Below are 18,508 nucleotides of genomic sequence, written 5' to 3'. Positions count from 1 at the left end.
TTTCGTGGTTGCAAAATTACAACTTTTTTTGTTACCTGCAAATTATTTTAAAAAAAATGCCTCCCAATACTGGAAGGCGTTCATTATCAAACTTATTTTTTTTATAAGTGAGCACTTAATTTTTCAGCAATTACCTCTTTTGGAGCTACACCTACTAATTTGTCTACTACTTCTCCATTCTTAAAAATAAGAACAGTAGGAATATTTCTGATACCATACTGCATAGAAATCTCCTGGTTGTTGTCTACATCTACTTTTCCAACTACTGCTTTACCTTCAAAATCTGATGCTACTTCTTCGATGATCGGTCCTAAAGTTCTACAAGGTCCGCACCATACTGCCCAGAAGTCTACTAATACCGGTTTTTCTGATTTTAAAACCGTATCCTGAAATGAGCTGTCTGTAATTTCTAAAGCCATTTTTGTTTCTTTTATTTTAATTAATATTATTTTCTTTTAATCCTTTATTGGATATTCAAAATTACGCTTTTTAGAGCACAAGCCTATCTATGCTCAACATTAGTTTTTTCTATAGTGTAATCGCTTGAAATTTCCTTTAATGCATTGACCAATGTATCAATCTCCGCTTTGGTCGTCATATGGCTGAACGAGATACGTAATGGAGTACAGTGATCCATTTCATCCTCAGAAAGCACCATCATCATGACCATTGAAGGTTTTGAAGCTCCTGATGAGCATGCACTTCCCTGAGAGATGGCAATCCCTTTCATATCTAATTGAAGTCCTATGAGTGGATTTTTGTAAGGTAATAAAGCACTTAAAACTGTATAAAGACTGTTGTCCTTTTCAGCACTTCTTCCATTGAATTTAATTCCTTCTATTTCAGCAGAAAGTCTTTCAATTGCATAATCCTTTATACTCTGCATATGGTTAGTATATTCCTCCATATGATTCAGAGAAAGTTCTAATGCTTTTCCTAATCCTACGATACCACAAACATTTTCAGTTCCCGCCCTAAGGCTTCTTTCCTGAGGTCCTCCGGTAATAATTCCTTTTAAACCTGTTGCTTTTCTGATAAACGCAAATCCAGCTCCTTTTGGCCCATGAAATTTATGGGCACTGCAGGATGCAAAATCTACAGGAATATCAGAGAAGTCAAGGTTCATATGAGCCATTGTCTGGACCGTATCTGAGTGGAAAAGTGCATGATGTTCTTTGCACAGCTGGGCAACCTGTTTAAGGTTGATGATATTCCCAATTTCGTTGTTGGCATGCATTAAGCTTACCAATGTTTTTTTATCTGAAGCTTTTAAAAGTTCTTCCAATTTAGCAAGATCAATATCTCCTTTTTCATTCGGGCGGATATAGTTTACTTCTACTCCTTTTCTGCTTTTCATATCCAGAATACTTTCAGAAACGCATTTATGTTCCAGGGGAGAGCTGATGATTCTTTCTACTCCAAGGTGTTCTACCGAGGATTTAATGATCATATTGTTTGATTCGGTACCACAGGAAGTGAAAATGATTTCAGCAGGAGTTACATGAAGATAGTCTGCAACCTGTCGTCTTACATTTTCAATAAGGATTTTTGCTTCCTGACCAAAACTGTGTGTGGAAGACGGGTTTCCGAAATTCATTTTCATTGTGCCCACCATTGCATCTATAACTTCTTCTGCAAGCGGAGTGGTTGCGGCATTATCTAAATATACTTTATCCATTATTATTTTGAATATTTTAATTCTACAGAGGTAAATTTGTAATCTGTGGGAACAGTAAATATAAACCAAGGGCTTGAGATCACCTGAATTTCCATTCCACCGGAAGGTTCGCCAGCCGGAACTTCTACATACAGAATCTGATTTTTCACAGATATACTTTTAATCTCCTCAATTTTGTGGCTACCAGATCTGAAGGTTCCCAAATTGTATAAAACGACTTTTTTATTTTTTGGAAACTGCGGATATTTGATATAAGATTCTTTTCCTATTTCTGAGATACCAAAACTTCCACTGATAATATTGCGGAAATCCTTTTCTTCCTTAATAATTCTAAAGCCAGGAGTGTCTGCCCCTCCCTGGGATTCAGAGACAATAAGTTCAGCATTTCCCTGTCCAGGAGAAGACTTCTGAGATGAAGTGCTTGCACAGCTCATGAAAATTGCTGTACATGCGATTAACAGGCTTTTCATTTTTTACAATTTTATCTCCCAAAATTAGTGAAAAAATTGGTAATGTCCCTCATTTGCCCATTTCAACATTGGCCGATCTCCTGAAGTATCACCAAATGCAATAATTTTATCGTATTTAGAATCGTTGATTTCCTCTTTAATTCTTACCAGTTTTTCTTTCCCGTTACAGTTTTTTCCGACAAAATTTCCTGTGAAAACTCCGTTCTTAAACTCTGCCCGCGTAGAAACAAGCTCCATTTTCAGTTCATCAGCGAAAGGTTTCACCCAGATATCTAATGAAGCGGTTACCAATAAACTCTGTGTATTATTCCTATCGATATTTTTTATAAAGTCTAATGCATTTTCCCTCACTATTTTAGGATAATGCTGTTCAAAAAATTGTTTAGACTTTTGCTCTATTTTATCCTGGGTCTGTCCTTTTAAAATAGAACCGATAAAGCTTTTTTTCACTTTTTCTGTTTCAGCCAGTTTCAGCTTCAGCAGGATAAAAAGAGGTACATGTCTTAAAAATTGTATACGATATTTTGTAGAATCGTAAAATTTAAGATACATAAACATAGTATCTTTATACGTAAGGGTTCCGTCAAAATCAAAACAATACAATTTTTTCATTTTTTAAAGCTTTAATTTCTTGAATATAAACTCAGGGATATTCCTGATAATCATCATAATAATACTCCAAACCGGCAAAACATATGCCACATTCCTCTGCTTTTTGAAGGCTTTGTAAATACAGGAAGCAGCCTGTTTGGGAGTGGCTGTCAGTTTCGGATTTAAAGGCAGACCTTCTGTCATCTTAGTTTCCATAAACCCTGGTTTTATAGTAAGAACGTGTACTTTTTTATCAAAAAGATAGTTTCTCAAACCACTCAGATAGGCAGTAAAAGCTGCTTTTGCACTTCCATAGATAAAATTGCTCTGTCTTCCCCGGTCTCCTGCCACAGATGAAAGCCCGATAATCGTTCCTGATCTTCTGCTTTCAAACTTATGGGCAAAATAATTCATCACAGGAACCAGTTTTGAATAATTGATATCAATGATACGTTCTGTATTTCTGTTATCATATAGTCCTTCCTCGGTTCCTTCCCCTAAATATCCTACGGCACAAAATAATACATTTGAATTGATATAATCAAATCTATTGTAATCAATTTCTTTTGTAAGATCCAGTTCAATGACTTCCGCCTGCTGCAGAAACTTTACATCAATGTGTCTCGCAAAACGCTCTGTAGTTTCTTTATTTGAAGTGAAAAGATAGATTTTTTCAAACTTTTCTCCTTCCTGAAGTGCTTTTTCCACAAAAGCCTGTGCCACTTCAGATGTACTTCCCAGAACTATCATTATGAATTGTTATTTATGATTCTTTTGTGCTGTAAAGACACAAATTTAGGATTTTGAATATTTTTCAGGTAACTGGTAAGTGATGATCTGCTCATGCTGTCTTTGGTAAGATAGATTCTTCCCCCGAACTCCTGAACAATCGCATCCAGCTGATCTACCAGTTTTTTCAGTTTCGAATTAACTTTAAAATCAAGAGCCAATGTATACCCTTCCACAGGGAATGAGTTGTAAGCCTGCGGATTGTTCTTTCCAAAAAGTTTTAAAACTGCCAGGAATGATCCGTTTCCGCTTTTGGCAATCGTTTCAAGGATTCTTTTCATTCCTTCTTTTCCAGTCTCTTTAGGAATGACCATCTGATACTGTATAAAACCGGACTTTCCATAAATCTTATTCCAATCTGTGATCGCATCCAAAGGATAGAAAAACGTCTCATAGTCGATAAAGTTTTTCACTTCTTTTTTAGACTGTTTTTTATAGTACAACCAGTTGAATATTTTTACGGTAAGGGCATTCAGTACAAATCCCGGAAAATAAAAAGGAACTGTAGGCTGCAGTTTTTTCTTTAACCGTAAAGGCGTTTTGGAAAAACTTTGGGGAAGCTCATGCTGAAATGCATGCTCTCCTCTCATGAGAATACTTCTTCCGATATTTTTTCCTTTCTGAAGACAATCAATCCATGCAACAGTGTAGGTCCAGTTTTCACTTTCATCGAACAGCTTAAATATCTCATCAAGATTGTCTGCTTTTATACTTTCCTGACGGATGTATGCGGACTCTATATTTTTAAGTTTAAATTTTGCGGTAAGAATAATTCCTGTAAGTCCCATTCCACCGATAGTAGCCCAGAACTTCTCTGAGTTCTCTTCTCTGGAACAGGTAATAATTTCACCTTTCTCAGTCATTAGCTTAAACTCGATCACATATTCGGAAAAACATCCTTCTGCATGATGGTTTTTTCCATGAACATCGGAAGCGATAGCTCCTCCTACTGATACAAATTTTGTCCCTGGAGTAACGTATAAAAAGTATCCCTGTGGAACTGCTATTTCCAGTACATCTGAAAGCAACACTCCGGATTCACATTCTATGATCCCGTTCAAACGGTCAAAATTGATGAATTTATTTAATTTTTTAGTTGAAAATATAGATTCTCCCAACGAAGCATCGCCATAGCATCTCCCGTTTCCTCTCGCAATAACCTCGTTGTGACTGAGTACAAATTCTTTTATTCTTCCGAAACTGTCCTCAGATCTCATCTCCTTCTCCACTATTGGGAAATTTCCCCAGTTTGTAACTTTTTGTATGAAATTCGGTTTCATTTCTTAAAATAAATTTGAATTAAAAATGCCACTACCCAAAGTAATAAAGTAACCTGTATATAGCGGTCTCTGTAAACAATTTTTGTAGGAGATTCCGTTCTGTTATAAACCAGTGTCTGCTGAAGATATCTTAGCAACGCGAATACCACGAAAATCACAGTATAAAAAACTCTTTCGTGAAACCTTGCCTGAACTTCCGGAGAGAGTGTAAACATCAGATAGCAGACAATAGCCAGAGTAATAGAAATGGATAAAGCAATATCTGCAAACTGCACGTTATAGCCATCCAGTGCTTTTCTTGTTTTTCCTGAAACCTGGGCATTGATAAGCTCCCCCCTTCTTTTTCCTATAGCCAGTACCAAAGCCAATACAAACGTCAGGAGAATCGCCCATTGTGATATACTGATTCCGGTGATATAACCTCCAGCCAGTACACGCAGTACAAACCCTATGGCAATAATAAAGATATCAATAATAGGAACATGCTTCAACCTGAAAGTATAGGCAAGATTCATCATCACATAGAATCCTACAATGGTCGCAAATTTCCAAAGATACTCGTGGAAATAGATCTGTGTAAAAAATACAAGAGCAATATCTGTAATGACCAAGCCTATAAGAATTCCTATCGCTTTTGATTTTGAAATAGCTCCACTCGCTAATGGTCTTCTTCTTTTTTCCGGGTGCTTTCTGTCTGCTTCAATATCATTGTAATCATTCAGGATATAGACAATACTTGCTGCAAGTGAAAATATAACAAATGCAAAAATGCTTTTGAGAAGCAGATCTATATTGGTAATATTACCTGAAAAGAACAGAGGGACAAATACAAAAAGGTTTTTCACCCATTGCTCCACACGGAGCAGTTTTAAATATTTCTTCATTTATGTTATTTCAAATACAAAAATAATAAATTCAAAATTTCTAGCATAAAAATACAAAAAAAACCGCCGGGGCGGTCTTTTACGAAAATATTTATATATTAAATTAACTATTGCCCTTGCTTGGCATCGTTAATCATTTTTTCATTGGCAGTAATAGCAAACTCCACTCTTCTGTTTTTAGCTCTTCCTTCATCGGTATCATTACTTGCTACAGGCATTGCTTCACCTTCACCTTTTGTAAACATTCTGCTTGATGCAATTCCTTTTCCGGATAAATATGCTTTCACAGCGTCTGCTCTTCTTTGAGAAAGTTTAAGGTTATAATCATCAGAACCTTTGCTGTCTGTGTGACCATAGATATTAATATTGGTATCTGGGTTATTAGCTAATACTTCTGCTAATTTATCAAGGTTTGTCTGTGCTACAGAAGTAAGGTTTGAAGAATCAAATGCAAAGTTAACAATACTTTCATTCATGGTTACTTTAATACCATCTCCTACCCTTTCTACCTGAGCTCCTGGTAAAGTTTCTTTAATATCTTTAGCCTGCTTATCCATTTTGTTACCGATAACGTTACCTGCAACACCACCGATAATACCTCCTAATACAGCTCCGATAGCTCCATTTCCACCTTTACCTACATTGTTACCAAGGATACCTCCAAGTACTGCTCCTGAAGCAACACCTACTGCTGTACCTCTTTGTTGATGATTTGAATTCTGAACCGCTTCACAGCTTGTCAATAATAATGCTGATGACAAGAAAAGGGCTCCTACGTATGTTTTTGTAAATTTCATTTTTTTTGATCTTTTATGTTGATAAATTATTTCATTCCTGTTCTCTGGAAGTTGTAAACTACTTTTACATTACCTCCTTCAAAAGGAACATCCTGCTCCAGTGAAAACTGATCTGTACTCTGATTGATCATGGTAAGGCTGTAACCAGCTGTATTCTGTTTTGCTTTTGTACCTGAAGCAATTTTTTTAAACATAAACGTATTACCGCCTTTTACTTCAAATTTGATAGGCTGTGTAATTGCCGGGCAATCTCCACCACCGTTTAAAGTATACGCTCCTGTCCAGTTATTAGGAATCAATCTCCAGTGACTTCCTACGAAGCACTGTGCGTCTGCACCTTCGTCAAAAGGTTTAATTTTATAACCTTTATCATAATCTATGCTCACAATCTGCCAGTCTCCTTTCATTTTAAGGAAGTCGGCTCTTTGATTTTGAGATGTAGCTGCTTTGTTAACAGAGGAACACGAAACTGCAAAAAGTGATGTTCCCAACATCCCTGCAAGTAGTAACTTTTTCATTTTGTTGTTTATTATTTTGTTACTATAAAGTTACAAAAAACCGTGCCAAAATTTAAAATAAAAAATAAAAAGTCCGAAAAAATTCGGACTCTTTATGGTTTCTCCTTAAACAGAGGGAGATAAATTATTTTTTAACAGCCTTTTTTACGGATTTCGAAGGCTTGGCTGTGCCTGAAGGTTTCCCTTTGTAGAAATTCGTATATGCATATTCTGCTGCTTTTTTAAGGTCGATAACTCCACCAGCCTGAGATTGGTCTCCAAACCCATCTGCTGTACTTGGATTGCTGCTTTTCACAAGGGCTTCGATAATCTGGTAAGGTTTCAGATCAGGCATATAAGCCAATAAAACAGCTGCTCCTCCGGCAACGACAGGCGATGCCATAGAAGTCCCCTGAAGGTATTTATATTCGTTTTTAGGAACGGTAGAATAGATTTCTTCTCCCGGGGCAAAAACGTTTACCATCTTTTTATTGTAATTAGAAAAATCCGCTCTCAGGGCATTGTTTTTATTGGTACTTGCTCCCACTACAAGAACGTTGCTTACAAACGGTTTTTCGTCTGTAACATTTTTAAAGTTGGTAGGATATGCCAGATGTTCTGCTACATCTTCATTTTCGTTACCTGCAGCCTTTACTAAAAGAACTCCTTTATCTTCAGCATATTTAAAAGCATCCCAAACTACATTTTTACCAGGAGAAACAGGTTTTCCAAAGCTCATATTTAATACTTTCGCACCGTTATCTACTGCATATCTGATAGCATTCGCAACGTCTTTATCTCTTTCATCACCATTAGGAACTGTTCTTACAGACATGACCTTCGCTACTTTGGAAGCGACTCCGTACTGAATTTCTTTTCCTTGTGGAAGCCCTGCAATAATACCTGCTACGTGGGTTCCATGTTCTGCATCCGGTCCTTCATAATGATTATTTCCGTAGATTTTTTCAGAATAGTCATCATAGTTGTCCCCTACAATTTCTTTTCTCGGATCGTATGAAAGGTCATATTGTTTTGCCGCAGGAGCAAAATGATCGATAGCTTCTTTCATTTCGTCCTTCATCTTTTTTTCAAATTCAGCTGCTGATTTTCCTTTGAATTCCGGGCTTTGTGAAATCTGGCCTAAAAAATCCAGGGCAATCGCGTCTCTCTGATCCGTTGGAGCTTTGATTGCAGCAATAGTTTCAGCGGTTACAGGCTTACCTCCTAACAGCTTTACCATATTAGGAATCAGCTCGTTCAACATTGAATAGGTCTGGAAGTTTTGTTTTGCCTCAACACTTTTTTTATTGAACATATCTTTGGCTTTCATGTACATCTCAAACTCATCCTTCATTTTAGCCTGGTTGGCTTTATTTTTTGTGGAATCATCTCCTTCGAAAATAGGCTTATATTTGGCAACAACTCTTGTTACTTCCATATTATCGATATCAATATCACCGTTTTTACCTCCTATGAAATTCCATCCGTGTACATCATCAATATATCCGTTTCCATCATCATCTTTACCATTTCCGGGAACTTCATTAGGGTTTGACCATAGGTTCTTTACCAATCCGGGGTGATCTACCTGTACTCCACTGTCTAACACTCCCACCACTACGGTTTTCGGCTTCAGTCCTTTAGATTCCAAGTATTTATAAGCATTTGCTGTATTTACTCCATATACTTTCGAAGTTGCAAAATCTTTATGATACCATGTCATCAGATCTTTATCTTCGTTGGGATCAATACTTTTAGCTTTAGATTCCTGTGCAAAAGAGAAACTAAAACCTGCTAAAAAAACTGCAGCTAATAATACCTTTTTCATATGTTGATATTTAATTTTTTAAAGACATATTCCAATCGCCACCTTCATGTTTTCTATCCTGAAAATTTCATCAAAAGCGATTGTATGCTAATATGATTGTTTTATATTTTTTATATACACCAATGATTCCGGGCCTTTATTACAAATAAGGTCAAGAACCGAAAGATCTTCCAAAAATCCTAATTTATCAGAAAATGTCTGGTAATATTCTTCCATCTGAAATTCTGAAGGAAGCTTTGCCGAAAACTTTTCTCTGAAATTAATACTCTCCGGATTTTTGATATATTCTTCATTCAAAGAGTGTGCCTTTTCTGTTTTCAGTATCTGTTGGATCACTTCTATCCCTTTAAGGTTAAAATCCAAAAGGAATTTTTCTTTAAGGTCAAATATTTTTCTGAACTTATCTTCATAGTATTCGAAATAAGGAGAGCTCTGGTATGCTGTTTTGATTGATTTCCAGTGCAGGGTTCTCCAGTCTTCACGGTAAGAGATTTCAACATCTTTGAATTCTCTTTTTCCGTTATGGTTAATAGGAATTATTAATGACAATTTTCCGTTGGCACCATAAATATTGGCTCTGTTTCTATACGTCTGCTTCGGAAAGTTTTCAAACTGTTCAAATACAATTTCATTCTCAGGATTCAAAAACACTGAGAACCATGAGATTGGGGGCATATAAAATGCCGGCAATAAAATATTTTGCATAATAATAAAATCTAGTTTTTAGGATAAAATACTCTTCCAATCGTTTCATTCTCATCAACAAAGCCTAGATAACGTGAGTCTAAGCTTCCATTTCTACTATCTCCTAAGAAAAATAATTTTCCTTTTGGAACAACTATTGGTCCAAAGTTATCGGCACTCCAATCTTTAGAATAAACTTTGTAAATATCCTCGTCTGTATTAGGGTTTATAAATCTTTCGTGAAAAAAGTTATTATTAAGCTCCTTTTCACTTAATTGAGTTATAAAATAATCATCATCAATTTGAATAATCTCATTATCTTCAACTCCTTTATAGATCAAATCGTTTGCATAACCTCTGTCAATTTTATAAGAATGTTTAACATTGAATTGATCTATCAAAGTATCATTAACATATAATTTTCCATTCTTAATCAAAATCTTATCATTTCCCACCCCTATTAATCTTTGTACATAGACTCCAGCAGGGTAATCTAAATTATTTTGATTATAAGCAATCATTTTAAATCTTTCATAAGGTAAGATATTAGTCATGAAAATAAACGACTTTCTTTTAATAGTTGGTTCATTTCCTGCCTCTGGTACAAAAGCATATTGCAAAACCCCGGAGAGTTTTGCAATAATAAAAAGAGTTACAATAAAGCTGCCTGTTAAAAGGACTCTATTAAATATTTTACTTTTAAACACTATTCTTCAGTTTTTTTCTTTCCGAATAATTTCACGAAATAATCCCATCCGAAGAATAAAATCAGGATCATCGCTGCAATCCACCAGTAAGAAGTTTTATTGGCTTCTCCTGTATTGGTAGCTTTGAACATTCTTTCCCAACGGATTTTAAATGGTGCCTGATAAGTAGAGCTGCTGTCCGAGAATGCACCCTGAAGACTCATCCATGTAAACATTGGTTTTCCAACAATATTTTCTTCCGGAACGAAACCAAAGAATCTTGCATCTAATGAAGCATCACGGTTGTCACCAATCATCATATAATAATCCTGCTGAATAGTATACTGATTTGCTTCTTTACCATTAATGAAGATCTTTCCGTTCTTTTTCTCTAAGCTGTTGTGCTCATATTCAGAAATGATCCACTGATACATTGGCAGTGTTTCCTGATTGATCACTACTACATCTCCTTTTGTAGGAATTCTGACAGGTCCGTACCAATCAGTATTCCAAGCTTTATTAACTGGAAATATTGACTGTGTAGTATCAATTTTAGTTTTTGTCTCAGGATCTATATAAGCAATACCAGATTCTTCCTTTGCCAAAACATCTTCCTTCATATCAATAACGTGAGGAAGTTCTTTGATTTCTTTAGCAATTTTATCCGTTAAACCCTGAAATCCATAAAGGAAACCTCCGTTATTCTGCTGCACTTCCTGAACCGGTAAGAATCCATAAGCTTTATATAAAGTAGGAATGTCTAATTGAGCATCCGTCGTTACAAGGTATCTGTGCTGTACTTCCTGATCTCCCAAAACAGTCTCCGGCTTTCCGTTAACGAAAAGTCTTCCGGCTCTCATTTCAAAAGTATCTCCTGCTGTAGCCACACATCTTTTTACGTAAGGGTCTTTTCTGTCAATAGCAGTATGTACTGAATCCTGAGGATAGTTGAAAACAACTACATCATTTTTCTGTGGTTTATTGAATTGTAAAATTCTTGTATAAGGAAGCTTCACTGCATCTACGTAAGACTTTGGATCATCTTTAGGATTACCTTTCTGTCCTGTATCCATAATGGTTCCCTGAAGGAAAGGTATTGCTACCGGACGCATTGGAAGCCTGTAACCATAACTCCATTTGTTTACGAAAAGGAAGTCACCTACCAATAAAGTTCTTTCCATAGATCCTGTAGGAATCCCGAAAGGCTGTGTTACAAAAACGTGAATAATGGTAGCAAAGACTACGGCAAAGGTAATAGAACCAATGAATGTATCTTTCTTCTTATCATTTTTCTCTTCATCTGTAAGAAACAGATCGTTTGTATTTTCATCTTCTAACTCTACATCTTTAGAATAGTTGATGACCGCCATATAAATAAACGGCAGAATCACGGTAAGAATCTGATCTTTGAAAAGTGTTTTGCCGAACTTCTTCACTAAGTAAAGGTGGAAAACCGACATCATGATTGGTCCTACTATCGGGAGATAAGAAAGGATTGCCCACCATTTCGGATGTTTTGTTTCTTTAAGAATAATGAAATAGTTGTAGAAAGGGATAAAAGCAAATAAAGGGCTATATCCCATTTTTTTGAACAGTTTCCAAGATGAAATCCCCATCAACACGGATAGTATGATGACATATACTGTATAAGTTAAAAAATAATTCATAAATTTTTGTGCCTATTCTTATGATATAAAGATAAATGATGAGTAATAAATGATAAAAGCAGTCCGCTGTTACAATTCACTATTCATCATTTTCTGCTTATTGGTCTGCAATTTACAGAATTTGTTACAAATTAAAGCCCCAAAACGTCTTTCATTGCGAAGTTTCCTTTTTTATCTTTAATCCACTCGGCAGCGACTACCGCTCCCAGCGCAAAACCGTTTCTGTTGAAAGCGGTATGCTTGATCTCGATTTCGTCTACTTCGCTTCTATAATATACGCTGTGTGTTCCAGGAACTTCGTCTTCGCGTACCGCAAAAATTCCCAGCTGCTTGCCTTCTGTTTCTTCCAGTTTCCATGCATCGAATTTCGGGTTGTTTTGAATGATTCCTTCTGCTATGGAAATGGCTGTTCCACTTGGAGCATCTTTCTTGTGGATGTGGTGAATTTCTTCCAGCTGGCAAGAGTATTCATCTACGTTCTTCATCAGGTCCGCAAGCTTTTCGTTGAGAGCAAAGAATAAATTCACGCCTAAACTAAAGTTAGAACCATATAGGAAAGCAGTATCATTATCTATCGCTAATTTTTCAATTTCAGCTTTTTGATCAAGCCATCCTGTTGTTCCGCAGATCACCGGAATTTTATTTTCAAGACAAGCTTTGATGTTTTCAAATGCTACTTCCGGCAGTGAAAATTCAATCACAACATCCGGATTATTAAGATTCTCAGCAGTTGGGGTTTCCTTCAGACGGGCAACTACTTCATGACCTCTCTTCTGTGCGATCTCATCAATGATCTTACCCATTTTACCGTAACCGACTAATGCTATTTTCATATAATCTTTTTATTTTTTAATCTGCATCTGATCCTCAGAACTTCTGCAGGTGTATTGTCTTTTAAAATCTGTAACTTAAACTGAATCCTGTTTTTGGTGCGCTATACCCATACTGATCCTGAATAACCGATGGTTTAAAAACCAAATCCGGATCATGGCGGCTTTCGTAAAGGTGTGCATCTACTACAGCATCTACAATATTCAGGATATAGATCAACCCTGTAATGGCGATGGCATAATCCCTTTGTCTTTTGGCTCTGTCCTGTGCGTTACCTAAAGCTTTTTTGTCCAGCCACGGGTGACTGTCTACAAATTCATTAGGAGTTCCATTCAGTTTTGCCACGTAATACTCACGGTATTTTTTGTATTGGTTATCATTCCATACGGCAATACCAACCCCAGCACCTACGGCTCCCCAGACAATGGGAATTTTCCAGTATTTTTTGTTATAAAACTGTCCTAATCCAGGTAAAACTGCGGAATATAATCCCGCTCTGGTAGGGTTTAGCTTTATGGTTTTTGCTGTGGGACCGTTCGCTTTTTCAAGATCTTCAATAATCTTTGCTTCTGTTTTGCTTGGTTTTACCACACGAGGTTCTTCTTTCGGAAGAGTCTGCATCCGAACGGTATCTATAGGTTTTACTTGTGAGTAAGCCATTGCAGCGATACACAAGAAAAATGTGAAAAATATTTTCTTCATTTATTTAATATGGGATAAAATATATTCCAGCTCTTCTTCATTTTTGAAGTCCAGAACAATTTTACCTTTTTTACCATTTCCAGAAGATTTGATCTCTACTTTTACGTCTAAGATATCTGCTATGGTCTTCTGGGCTTTTTTATAGTTATTGGAAAGCTCGACTTTTGCTTTTTTGGCAGCAGGAGACTTCGGGTTCTTCAATGCAGCAGCAGCCTGTTCAGCCTGACGAACGTTTAATTTTTCTTTGATAATAAGATCAAATAAAACCTGCTGATCTTCTTCACTCTCAAGACTGATGATTGCTCTTCCGTGTCCTGCAGAAATCTCACCGCTTCTGATAGCATTCTGAATATCCGGATTTAATCTTAACAGTCTGATAGAATTGGTAATCGTACTTCTGTCCTTTCCTATTCTCTGGCTCAGGTTTTCCTGAGTAAGACCGATTTCTTCAAGAAGCCTGTGATAAGTCAGTGCAATTTCGATAGCATCCAGGTCTTCTCTCTGGATATTTTCAACAAGAGCCATTTCAAGAAGCTCCTGGTCATTGACTAAACGGATATAGGCAGGAATAGTTGTTAAACCTGCAATTTTAGTTGCCCTGTAACGTCTTTCCCCGGAAATGATTTCAAACTTTTCACCGTCTTTTCTAAGGGTAATCGGCTGGATTACGCCTAAGTTTTTAATGGACTGTGCAAGTTCGTTTAATGCTTTTTCATCAAAATAAGTTCTCGGCTGCGTTGGGTTCGGATAGATATCTTCAAGCGCAACTTCCACAATATTTCCCACAAACTTATCTGCTCCTTCATCAGTAGCGGAATTGATAGTTGCTTTGGATTCTGCACTTAAAATGGCGCCCAAGCCGCGTCCCATAGCTCTTTTTTTGTCCTTCATAGATATAATTGATAAATGATGTTTGAAAAGTGATGTCTAGCATTCACTTGTTGGCCATTTATTATTAATTTAATTCTTTATTAAGTTTTCATTCTTCAAAAGAACTTCTTCAGCTAACTGAATATACTGAACAGCTCCTTTACTTTCTGCATCATAATTCAGGATACTTTCTCCAAAACTTGGTGCTTCACTCAATCTTACGTTTCTACTGATAATGGTTTCAAAAACCATTTCAGGGAAATGTAAATTTACTTCTTCCACAACCTGATTGGATAATCTCAATCGGCTGTCATACATGGTTAAAAGAAGACCTTCTATTCCAAGATCTTTATTGTGAATTTTCTGAACATTTTTAACGGTATTCAACAATTTACCAAGCCCTTCTAATGCAAAATACTCACACTGGATTGGAATGATTACAGAGTCTGCAGCTGTAAGCGCATTGACGGTAATAAGACCTAAACTCGGCGCACAGTCGATGATAATATAATCATAATCATCTCTTACACTTGCCAGCGCTTTTTTCAGCATATACTCACGATCTTCCTTGTCTACCAATTCAATTTCCGCTGCTACCAGATCGATATGTGACGGAATAATATCCAGGTTCGGAGTTGCAGTTCTCTTGATACAAACTCTTGTATCTGCACTGTGCTCCAGAAGATTATAGGTAGAATACTGAACATCCTCAACACCCAGACCGGATGTTGCATTCGCCTGAGGGTCAGCATCAATGATTAATATTCTTTTTTCCAATACTCCTAATGCTGCTGCCAAATTTACAGCGGTGGTAGTTTTACCAACACCTCCTTTTTGATTAGCAATACCTATGATTTTTGCCATTATTAGAACTTTAAGTTTCAAAAATACACTTTTTTCTTTGCTCTCGGTGAGTGGGGAAAATCAAAATTGAGTTAAAATATTGTTAATAAGCAATTTAACGATAAAAAAAATTATCCACAAAAAAAATTCTTTGTGGATAACTATTTGAAATTTACTTTTCCGTATTAATTCTCAAATTTCATGGAGATAGGAAATTTGAAATAACTTCTTACGTATTCTCCTTTTTTGTTTTTGGCAGGGATCCATTTTCCTTTATTGGAAATCATTTTAATTGTTCTCATTGCCTCATTATTAAAATCGGCGTTGGTTCCGTTAGCTTTTACCCCTGAGATCGTTCCGTCCATTTCTACAATAAAGGTAACTGTCGTCTTTACAACATCTTCTGATTCAAATCCTGAACCATCGAAGCTGTTCATTACTTTATTTCTGAAGGAATCTATTCCTCCTGCAAAACTAGCTTCTACACTAGGATCCTTATCAATAATTGTAGGATCCGTCTTTTCCACTACCGGATCAGCCTTTACAGCTGGTGGCCCATCTCCTCCGATAACACGTGGAACAATTGGAATATAGGTTGTATTTGGTACTTCTTTGCCTTCCGATGTCTGTGTGCTTGCTACTGCATTAATTTTATCCTCAACTTGCTTTTCATTGGTAACAATTGCTTTAGGTTCCGGCAATCTGTCATCATAAGTTTTTACAGCAGGAGCCGGAGGAGTTGGTTTTACAATTTGTACCGGCGGATCTTTCGGCTTTTCTACCTCCTGAATTTCAACAACTCTCGGAAGTTCATATACCGTTCCTACAGGCTCGTCCACAGGTTTCATTGCAGAAATCACAAACGGCGTAATGGATACTGCAGCCATTAAACTTGCTCCGATAAAAAGCGCTTTGGTTAATATTCTATCTGATTCGTTTCTTAATACATAGGCACCATAGTCTTTATTGCGGTGCTCGAACAGGACCTCGTTGAACCGAAATTCCTGGTTTTGGTTATGTTGTTTCATCACTACTACTATTTAAACTGTTAAAAATTTTGATTATTAGTTTTATTGTTCTTATCGATAAGTAGTGTTTCAATATCAAAACATCTGCCAAAATTTTATCAAAACAACATAATATTAGAAAATTTTATGATAAAGTTTAAATTTTAACATTTACAAGTAAAAAGTTTATAGAAGAAAAAGGAGTTATTTCTTCTCAAGTAAATGAGGAATAAACTTAATGACCACTTACCCACATCAAGGTTTAAAAACTTGACAAGGCTCATAAAAACAAAAAAAGAGACCATCAATGATGATCTCTTTTTATTGTATGTTCTAAGAAATATTAGAATAATTCTTTTCTAATGATGTTCTGACTTCTTTCAGGACCTACAGAAACTAAGTATACGTTGATTCCTAAGTATTTCTCAATAAACTCGATGTATTTTTGCGCAGTATCAGGAAGTTCATCATAGCTTCTTGCTTTGGTAATATCTTCGCTCCAGCCTGGTAAATCCTGGTAAATTGGCTCGTAGTTGTACAGCTTTTCTGTTGACGAAGTGAAATAATCGATGATTTTTCCGTCTTCAGTTTTGTAATGGGTTACTACTTTCAGGTTCTCAATTCCTGTAAGAACGTCAAGCTTAGTAATCACAAGGTTATTGATTCCGTTGATCATACAAGCATGCTTTAAGGAAACAAGGTCTAACCAACCTGTTCTTCTTGGTCTACCTGTAGTTGCTCCGAATTCACCACCGATCTGTCTGATTTTTTCACCCAGTTCGTTATCCAGTTCAGAAGGGAAAGGTCCGTTTCCTACTCTTGTACAGTAAGCTTTTGCCACCCCGATAAGGTTCTGAAGTGAAGTTGGCGGAACACCTGCTCCTGAACAAACACCTCCTGTAGATGGAGAAGATGAAGTTACGTATGGATAAGTACCGAAGTCGATATCAAGCATTAATGCCTGTGCCCCTTCAAATAAAACGTTTTTACCGTCTCTGATCGCTTCATTAAGCTCTAATTCAGTATCAACAATTCTGTCCTGAAGCTGTTTTCCGATTGCTAAATATTCGTTGTAGATTTCTTCAACGTCTAACGTTGGTTTTCCGTAATATTTTTCAAAAAGAGAGTTCTTAACTTTTAAGTTTTTCTCAATTTTATCTCTTAAAATCTCAGGATTTAAAAGGTCTACCATTCTGATCCCGACTCTTGCAATTTTATCTTCATAACAAGGTCCGATTCCTTTTTTGGTAGTTCCGATCTGAGTTCCTCCGTGCTCCTCTTCACGGTAAGTATCCAAAAGGATGTGGTAAGGCATGATGACATGCGCTCTTCTGCTGATAAAGATATGATCTGTTCTCAAGCCTTTGCTCTCGATCTGACCAACTTCTTTAATGAAAGACTTAGGGTTTACCACTACTCCGTTCGCAATGATACATTTCCCTTTGCATTGAAGAACTCCTGAAGGAAGAAGGTGTAGAACGAATTTTTCATCACCCACATAAACCGTGTGACCAGCGTTGTCTCCACCCTGGAAACGTACTACATAGTCCGATTTTGCTGATAAAACATCCGTGATTTTTCCTTTGCCTTCATCTCCGTACTGAAGACCTACAACTACATAAGTTGACATATTTTACTTTTGTTTTTAGATTCGTGCAAAATTACTCTGAAAAAAAATGACGACCAAATTATAGAGGATATTTATTTTGAGTTGGGGTGAAAATCATGAGTTTGAATATTACTTCATTTCTACCTTTTTACTTTCACACCTATATAAAATGGATTATATTTACTATAAATTTATACAAATGAAAATTAAAATTCTGATTCTACTTTTAATAATCCCTCTTATTTATGTGAACGCTCAAAATAAAGTAAATGATTATCTAAATATACGTGGTCCCATTAAGCTAAATCAAAAGGAATATAATCTCGTATGGAGTTCGCATCCTAATGAAAATTATTTTAAACAGGAATATGTAAGCTCACATGATAACATCCATAAATACAACAGTATGGTATTGGTCGATTTTATAAAAGGTGATTTTAATATCAAGGATGTTGTGGATCAAAAAGTAGCTGAACTGCAGGAAATGAAAAAGACCAACCCAGTCGTCAATTACCAGATTTTTGAAAATAAGGAAGAATATATTTTAGATTTTCTTATCAGTGAAAATTCAAAGGACGGCAAGGAAATACTTATTGCAGAAAGAAATATTTATCGCTACAAAATCATTAGTAATGGAAAGAATAAAGGCGTTCTTCTTTTTGCACTGAGTGAAAGAGGGTATCCTGAAAATATTGATTCTTTTTTTAATAATTTAAAAACCAATTCTTCAAAATTAATTGAAACGGTTGGAAATTATAAACTTCCAGATATTGAAATAAAATAATATTCCAATTA

The 18,508-nt window shown here is 36.2% G+C and carries 20 protein-coding genes; 1 reads left to right on the top strand and 19 read right to left on the bottom strand.

Annotation, left to right across the window (positions count from 1 at the left end):
• Positions 1–101 precede the first annotated feature (101 nt).
• The 19 genes from trxA to DEU39_RS18810 form a co-directional block, all read right to left on the bottom strand.
• Complete coding sequence (trxA, locus tag DEU39_RS18900) at positions 102–419, bottom strand: thioredoxin (RefSeq protein WP_062676403.1); 318 nt, start codon at positions 417–419, stop codon at positions 102–104.
• Positions 420–502: 83 nt separating this feature from the next.
• Entirely contained in the window at positions 503–1,678 is a 1,176-nt protein-coding gene (locus DEU39_RS18895) for a cysteine desulfurase family protein (protein ID WP_120232981.1), read from the bottom strand.
• A gap of 2 nt (positions 1,679–1,680) precedes the next feature.
• Complete coding sequence (locus tag DEU39_RS18890; protein WP_120232980.1) at positions 1,681–2,148, bottom strand: hypothetical protein; 468 nt, start codon at positions 2,146–2,148, stop codon at positions 1,681–1,683.
• A gap of 24 nt (positions 2,149–2,172) precedes the next feature.
• Positions 2,173–2,760, bottom strand: coding sequence for an HAD-IB family hydrolase (locus DEU39_RS18885; protein ID WP_062676406.1), 588 nt, complete (start codon positions 2,758–2,760; stop codon positions 2,173–2,175).
• 3 nt (positions 2,761–2,763) lie between these two features.
• On the bottom strand, positions 2,764–3,489 hold the full coding sequence (locus DEU39_RS18880; RefSeq protein WP_062676407.1) for an SDR family NAD(P)-dependent oxidoreductase: 726 nt from the start codon (positions 3,487–3,489) through the stop codon (positions 2,764–2,766).
• Complete coding sequence (locus DEU39_RS18875; protein ID WP_062676408.1) at positions 3,489–4,808, bottom strand: FAD-dependent oxidoreductase; 1,320 nt, start codon at positions 4,806–4,808, stop codon at positions 3,489–3,491. Before DEU39_RS18875 ends, DEU39_RS18880 begins: the two co-directional genes overlap by 1 nt.
• Positions 4,805–5,692 (bottom strand): decaprenyl-phosphate phosphoribosyltransferase, encoded by an 888-nt coding sequence (locus DEU39_RS18870; protein ID WP_120232979.1) that lies wholly within the window; start codon positions 5,690–5,692, stop codon positions 4,805–4,807. The genes DEU39_RS18875 and DEU39_RS18870 overlap by 4 nt, the downstream gene beginning before the upstream one ends.
• A gap of 107 nt (positions 5,693–5,799) precedes the next feature.
• A complete protein-coding gene (locus DEU39_RS18865) occupies positions 5,800–6,489 on the bottom strand; it encodes an OmpA family protein (protein WP_062676410.1) in 690 nt (229 codons plus the stop codon).
• A gap of 26 nt (positions 6,490–6,515) precedes the next feature.
• Positions 6,516–7,007, bottom strand: coding sequence for a lipocalin family protein (locus tag DEU39_RS18860; protein ID WP_047433063.1), 492 nt, complete (start codon positions 7,005–7,007; stop codon positions 6,516–6,518).
• Positions 7,008–7,131: 124 nt separating this feature from the next.
• Complete coding sequence (locus tag DEU39_RS18855; RefSeq protein WP_120232978.1) at positions 7,132–8,814, bottom strand: S8 family serine peptidase; 1,683 nt, start codon at positions 8,812–8,814, stop codon at positions 7,132–7,134.
• 87 nt (positions 8,815–8,901) lie between these two features.
• Entirely contained in the window at positions 8,902–9,519 is a 618-nt protein-coding gene (locus tag DEU39_RS18850) for a WbqC family protein (protein WP_062676412.1), read from the bottom strand.
• An 11-nt stretch (positions 9,520–9,530) separates the two neighbouring features.
• Positions 9,531–10,205: a signal peptidase I gene (lepB, locus tag DEU39_RS18845; RefSeq protein ID WP_183037444.1), complete on the bottom strand. Its 675-nt coding sequence runs from the start codon at positions 10,203–10,205 to the stop codon at positions 9,531–9,533.
• The gene (lepB, locus tag DEU39_RS18840) at positions 10,205–11,851 is read right to left on the bottom strand and encodes a signal peptidase I (protein WP_120232976.1); all 1,647 of its coding nucleotides are present in this window, start codon (positions 11,849–11,851) and stop codon (positions 10,205–10,207) included. Before lepB (DEU39_RS18840) ends, lepB (DEU39_RS18845) begins: the two co-directional genes overlap by 1 nt.
• A gap of 131 nt (positions 11,852–11,982) precedes the next feature.
• Positions 11,983–12,684: a 4-hydroxy-tetrahydrodipicolinate reductase gene (dapB, locus tag DEU39_RS18835; RefSeq protein WP_062676415.1), complete on the bottom strand. Its 702-nt coding sequence runs from the start codon at positions 12,682–12,684 to the stop codon at positions 11,983–11,985.
• A 61-nt stretch (positions 12,685–12,745) separates the two neighbouring features.
• The gene (locus DEU39_RS18830) at positions 12,746–13,384 is read right to left on the bottom strand and encodes a DUF5683 domain-containing protein (protein ID WP_034697458.1); all 639 of its coding nucleotides are present in this window, start codon (positions 13,382–13,384) and stop codon (positions 12,746–12,748) included.
• Positions 13,385–14,275 carry a ParB/RepB/Spo0J family partition protein gene (locus tag DEU39_RS18825; protein ID WP_034697457.1) on the bottom strand — a complete coding sequence of 297 codons (891 nt, stop codon included), beginning with the start codon at positions 14,273–14,275 and terminating at the stop codon, positions 13,385–13,387.
• Positions 14,276–14,344: 69 nt separating this feature from the next.
• A complete protein-coding gene (locus tag DEU39_RS18820) occupies positions 14,345–15,118 on the bottom strand; it encodes a ParA family protein (protein WP_002981269.1) in 774 nt (257 codons plus the stop codon).
• A gap of 164 nt (positions 15,119–15,282) precedes the next feature.
• Positions 15,283–16,125, bottom strand: a complete 843-nt coding sequence (locus DEU39_RS18815) for an energy transducer TonB (RefSeq protein WP_120232975.1) — start codon at positions 16,123–16,125, stop codon at positions 15,283–15,285.
• Positions 16,126–16,447: 322 nt separating this feature from the next.
• Positions 16,448–17,734: an adenylosuccinate synthase gene (locus DEU39_RS18810; RefSeq protein ID WP_062676417.1), complete on the bottom strand. Its 1,287-nt coding sequence runs from the start codon at positions 17,732–17,734 to the stop codon at positions 16,448–16,450.
• Between the two features lie 178 nt (positions 17,735–17,912).
• Here DEU39_RS18810 and DEU39_RS18805 point away from each other — a divergent pair, with 178 nt between their 5' ends.
• On the top strand, positions 17,913–18,497 hold the full coding sequence (locus DEU39_RS18805; protein WP_065119740.1) for a hypothetical protein: 585 nt from the start codon (positions 17,913–17,915) through the stop codon (positions 18,495–18,497).
• Positions 18,498–18,508: the final 11 nt, after the last annotated feature.

The organism is Chryseobacterium sp. AG363, assembly GCF_003610675.1.
Lineage (GTDB): Bacteria > Bacteroidota > Bacteroidia > Flavobacteriales > Weeksellaceae > Chryseobacterium > Chryseobacterium cucumeris.
Note: the sequence above shows the minus strand (reverse complement) of the source record. Positions and strands in the feature narration are given on the sequence as shown.

Bases quoted from the DNA above. Each gene is read 5' to 3' on its own strand.
- DEU39_RS18855 (WP_120232978.1), bottom strand. From the start codon at position 8,814: ATGAAAAAGGTATTATTAGCTGCAGTTTTTTTAGCAGGTTTTAGTTTC.
- DEU39_RS18815 (WP_120232975.1), bottom strand. From the start codon at position 16,125: ATGAAACAACATAACCAAAACCAGGAATTTCGGTTCAACGAGGTCCTG.
- DEU39_RS18860 (WP_047433063.1), bottom strand. From the start codon at position 7,007: ATGAAAAAGTTACTACTTGCAGGGATGTTGGGAACATCACTTTTTGCA.
- DEU39_RS18880 (WP_062676407.1), bottom strand. From the start codon at position 3,489: ATGATAGTTCTGGGAAGTACATCTGAAGTGGCACAGGCTTTTGTGGAA.
- DEU39_RS18870 (WP_120232979.1), bottom strand. From the start codon at position 5,692: ATGAAGAAATATTTAAAACTGCTCCGTGTGGAGCAATGGGTGAAAAAC.
- lepB (WP_120232976.1), bottom strand. From the start codon at position 11,851: ATGAATTATTTTTTAACTTATACAGTATATGTCATCATACTATCCGTG.
- DEU39_RS18865 (WP_062676410.1), bottom strand. From the start codon at position 6,489: ATGAAATTTACAAAAACATACGTAGGAGCCCTTTTCTTGTCATCAGCA.
- DEU39_RS18895 (WP_120232981.1), bottom strand. From the start codon at position 1,678: ATGGATAAAGTATATTTAGATAATGCCGCAACCACTCCGCTTGCAGAA.
- DEU39_RS18890 (WP_120232980.1), bottom strand. From the start codon at position 2,148: ATGAAAAGCCTGTTAATCGCATGTACAGCAATTTTCATGAGCTGTGCA.
- DEU39_RS18885 (WP_062676406.1), bottom strand. From the start codon at position 2,760: ATGAAAAAATTGTATTGTTTTGATTTTGACGGAACCCTTACGTATAAA.
- trxA (WP_062676403.1), bottom strand. From the start codon at position 419: ATGGCTTTAGAAATTACAGACAGCTCATTTCAGGATACGGTTTTAAAA.
- DEU39_RS18875 (WP_062676408.1), bottom strand. From the start codon at position 4,808: ATGAAACCGAATTTCATACAAAAAGTTACAAACTGGGGAAATTTCCCA.
- DEU39_RS18850 (WP_062676412.1), bottom strand. From the start codon at position 9,519: ATGCAAAATATTTTATTGCCGGCATTTTATATGCCCCCAATCTCATGG.
- DEU39_RS18805 (WP_065119740.1), top strand. From the start codon at position 17,913: ATGAAAATTAAAATTCTGATTCTACTTTTAATAATCCCTCTTATTTAT.
- DEU39_RS18820 (WP_002981269.1), bottom strand. From the start codon at position 15,118: ATGGCAAAAATCATAGGTATTGCTAATCAAAAAGGAGGTGTTGGTAAA.
- dapB (WP_062676415.1), bottom strand. From the start codon at position 12,684: ATGAAAATAGCATTAGTCGGTTACGGTAAAATGGGTAAGATCATTGAT.
- DEU39_RS18825 (WP_034697457.1), bottom strand. From the start codon at position 14,275: ATGAAGGACAAAAAAAGAGCTATGGGACGCGGCTTGGGCGCCATTTTA.
- DEU39_RS18830 (WP_034697458.1), bottom strand. From the start codon at position 13,384: ATGAAGAAAATATTTTTCACATTTTTCTTGTGTATCGCTGCAATGGCT.
- DEU39_RS18810 (WP_062676417.1), bottom strand. From the start codon at position 17,734: ATGTCAACTTATGTAGTTGTAGGTCTTCAGTACGGAGATGAAGGCAAA.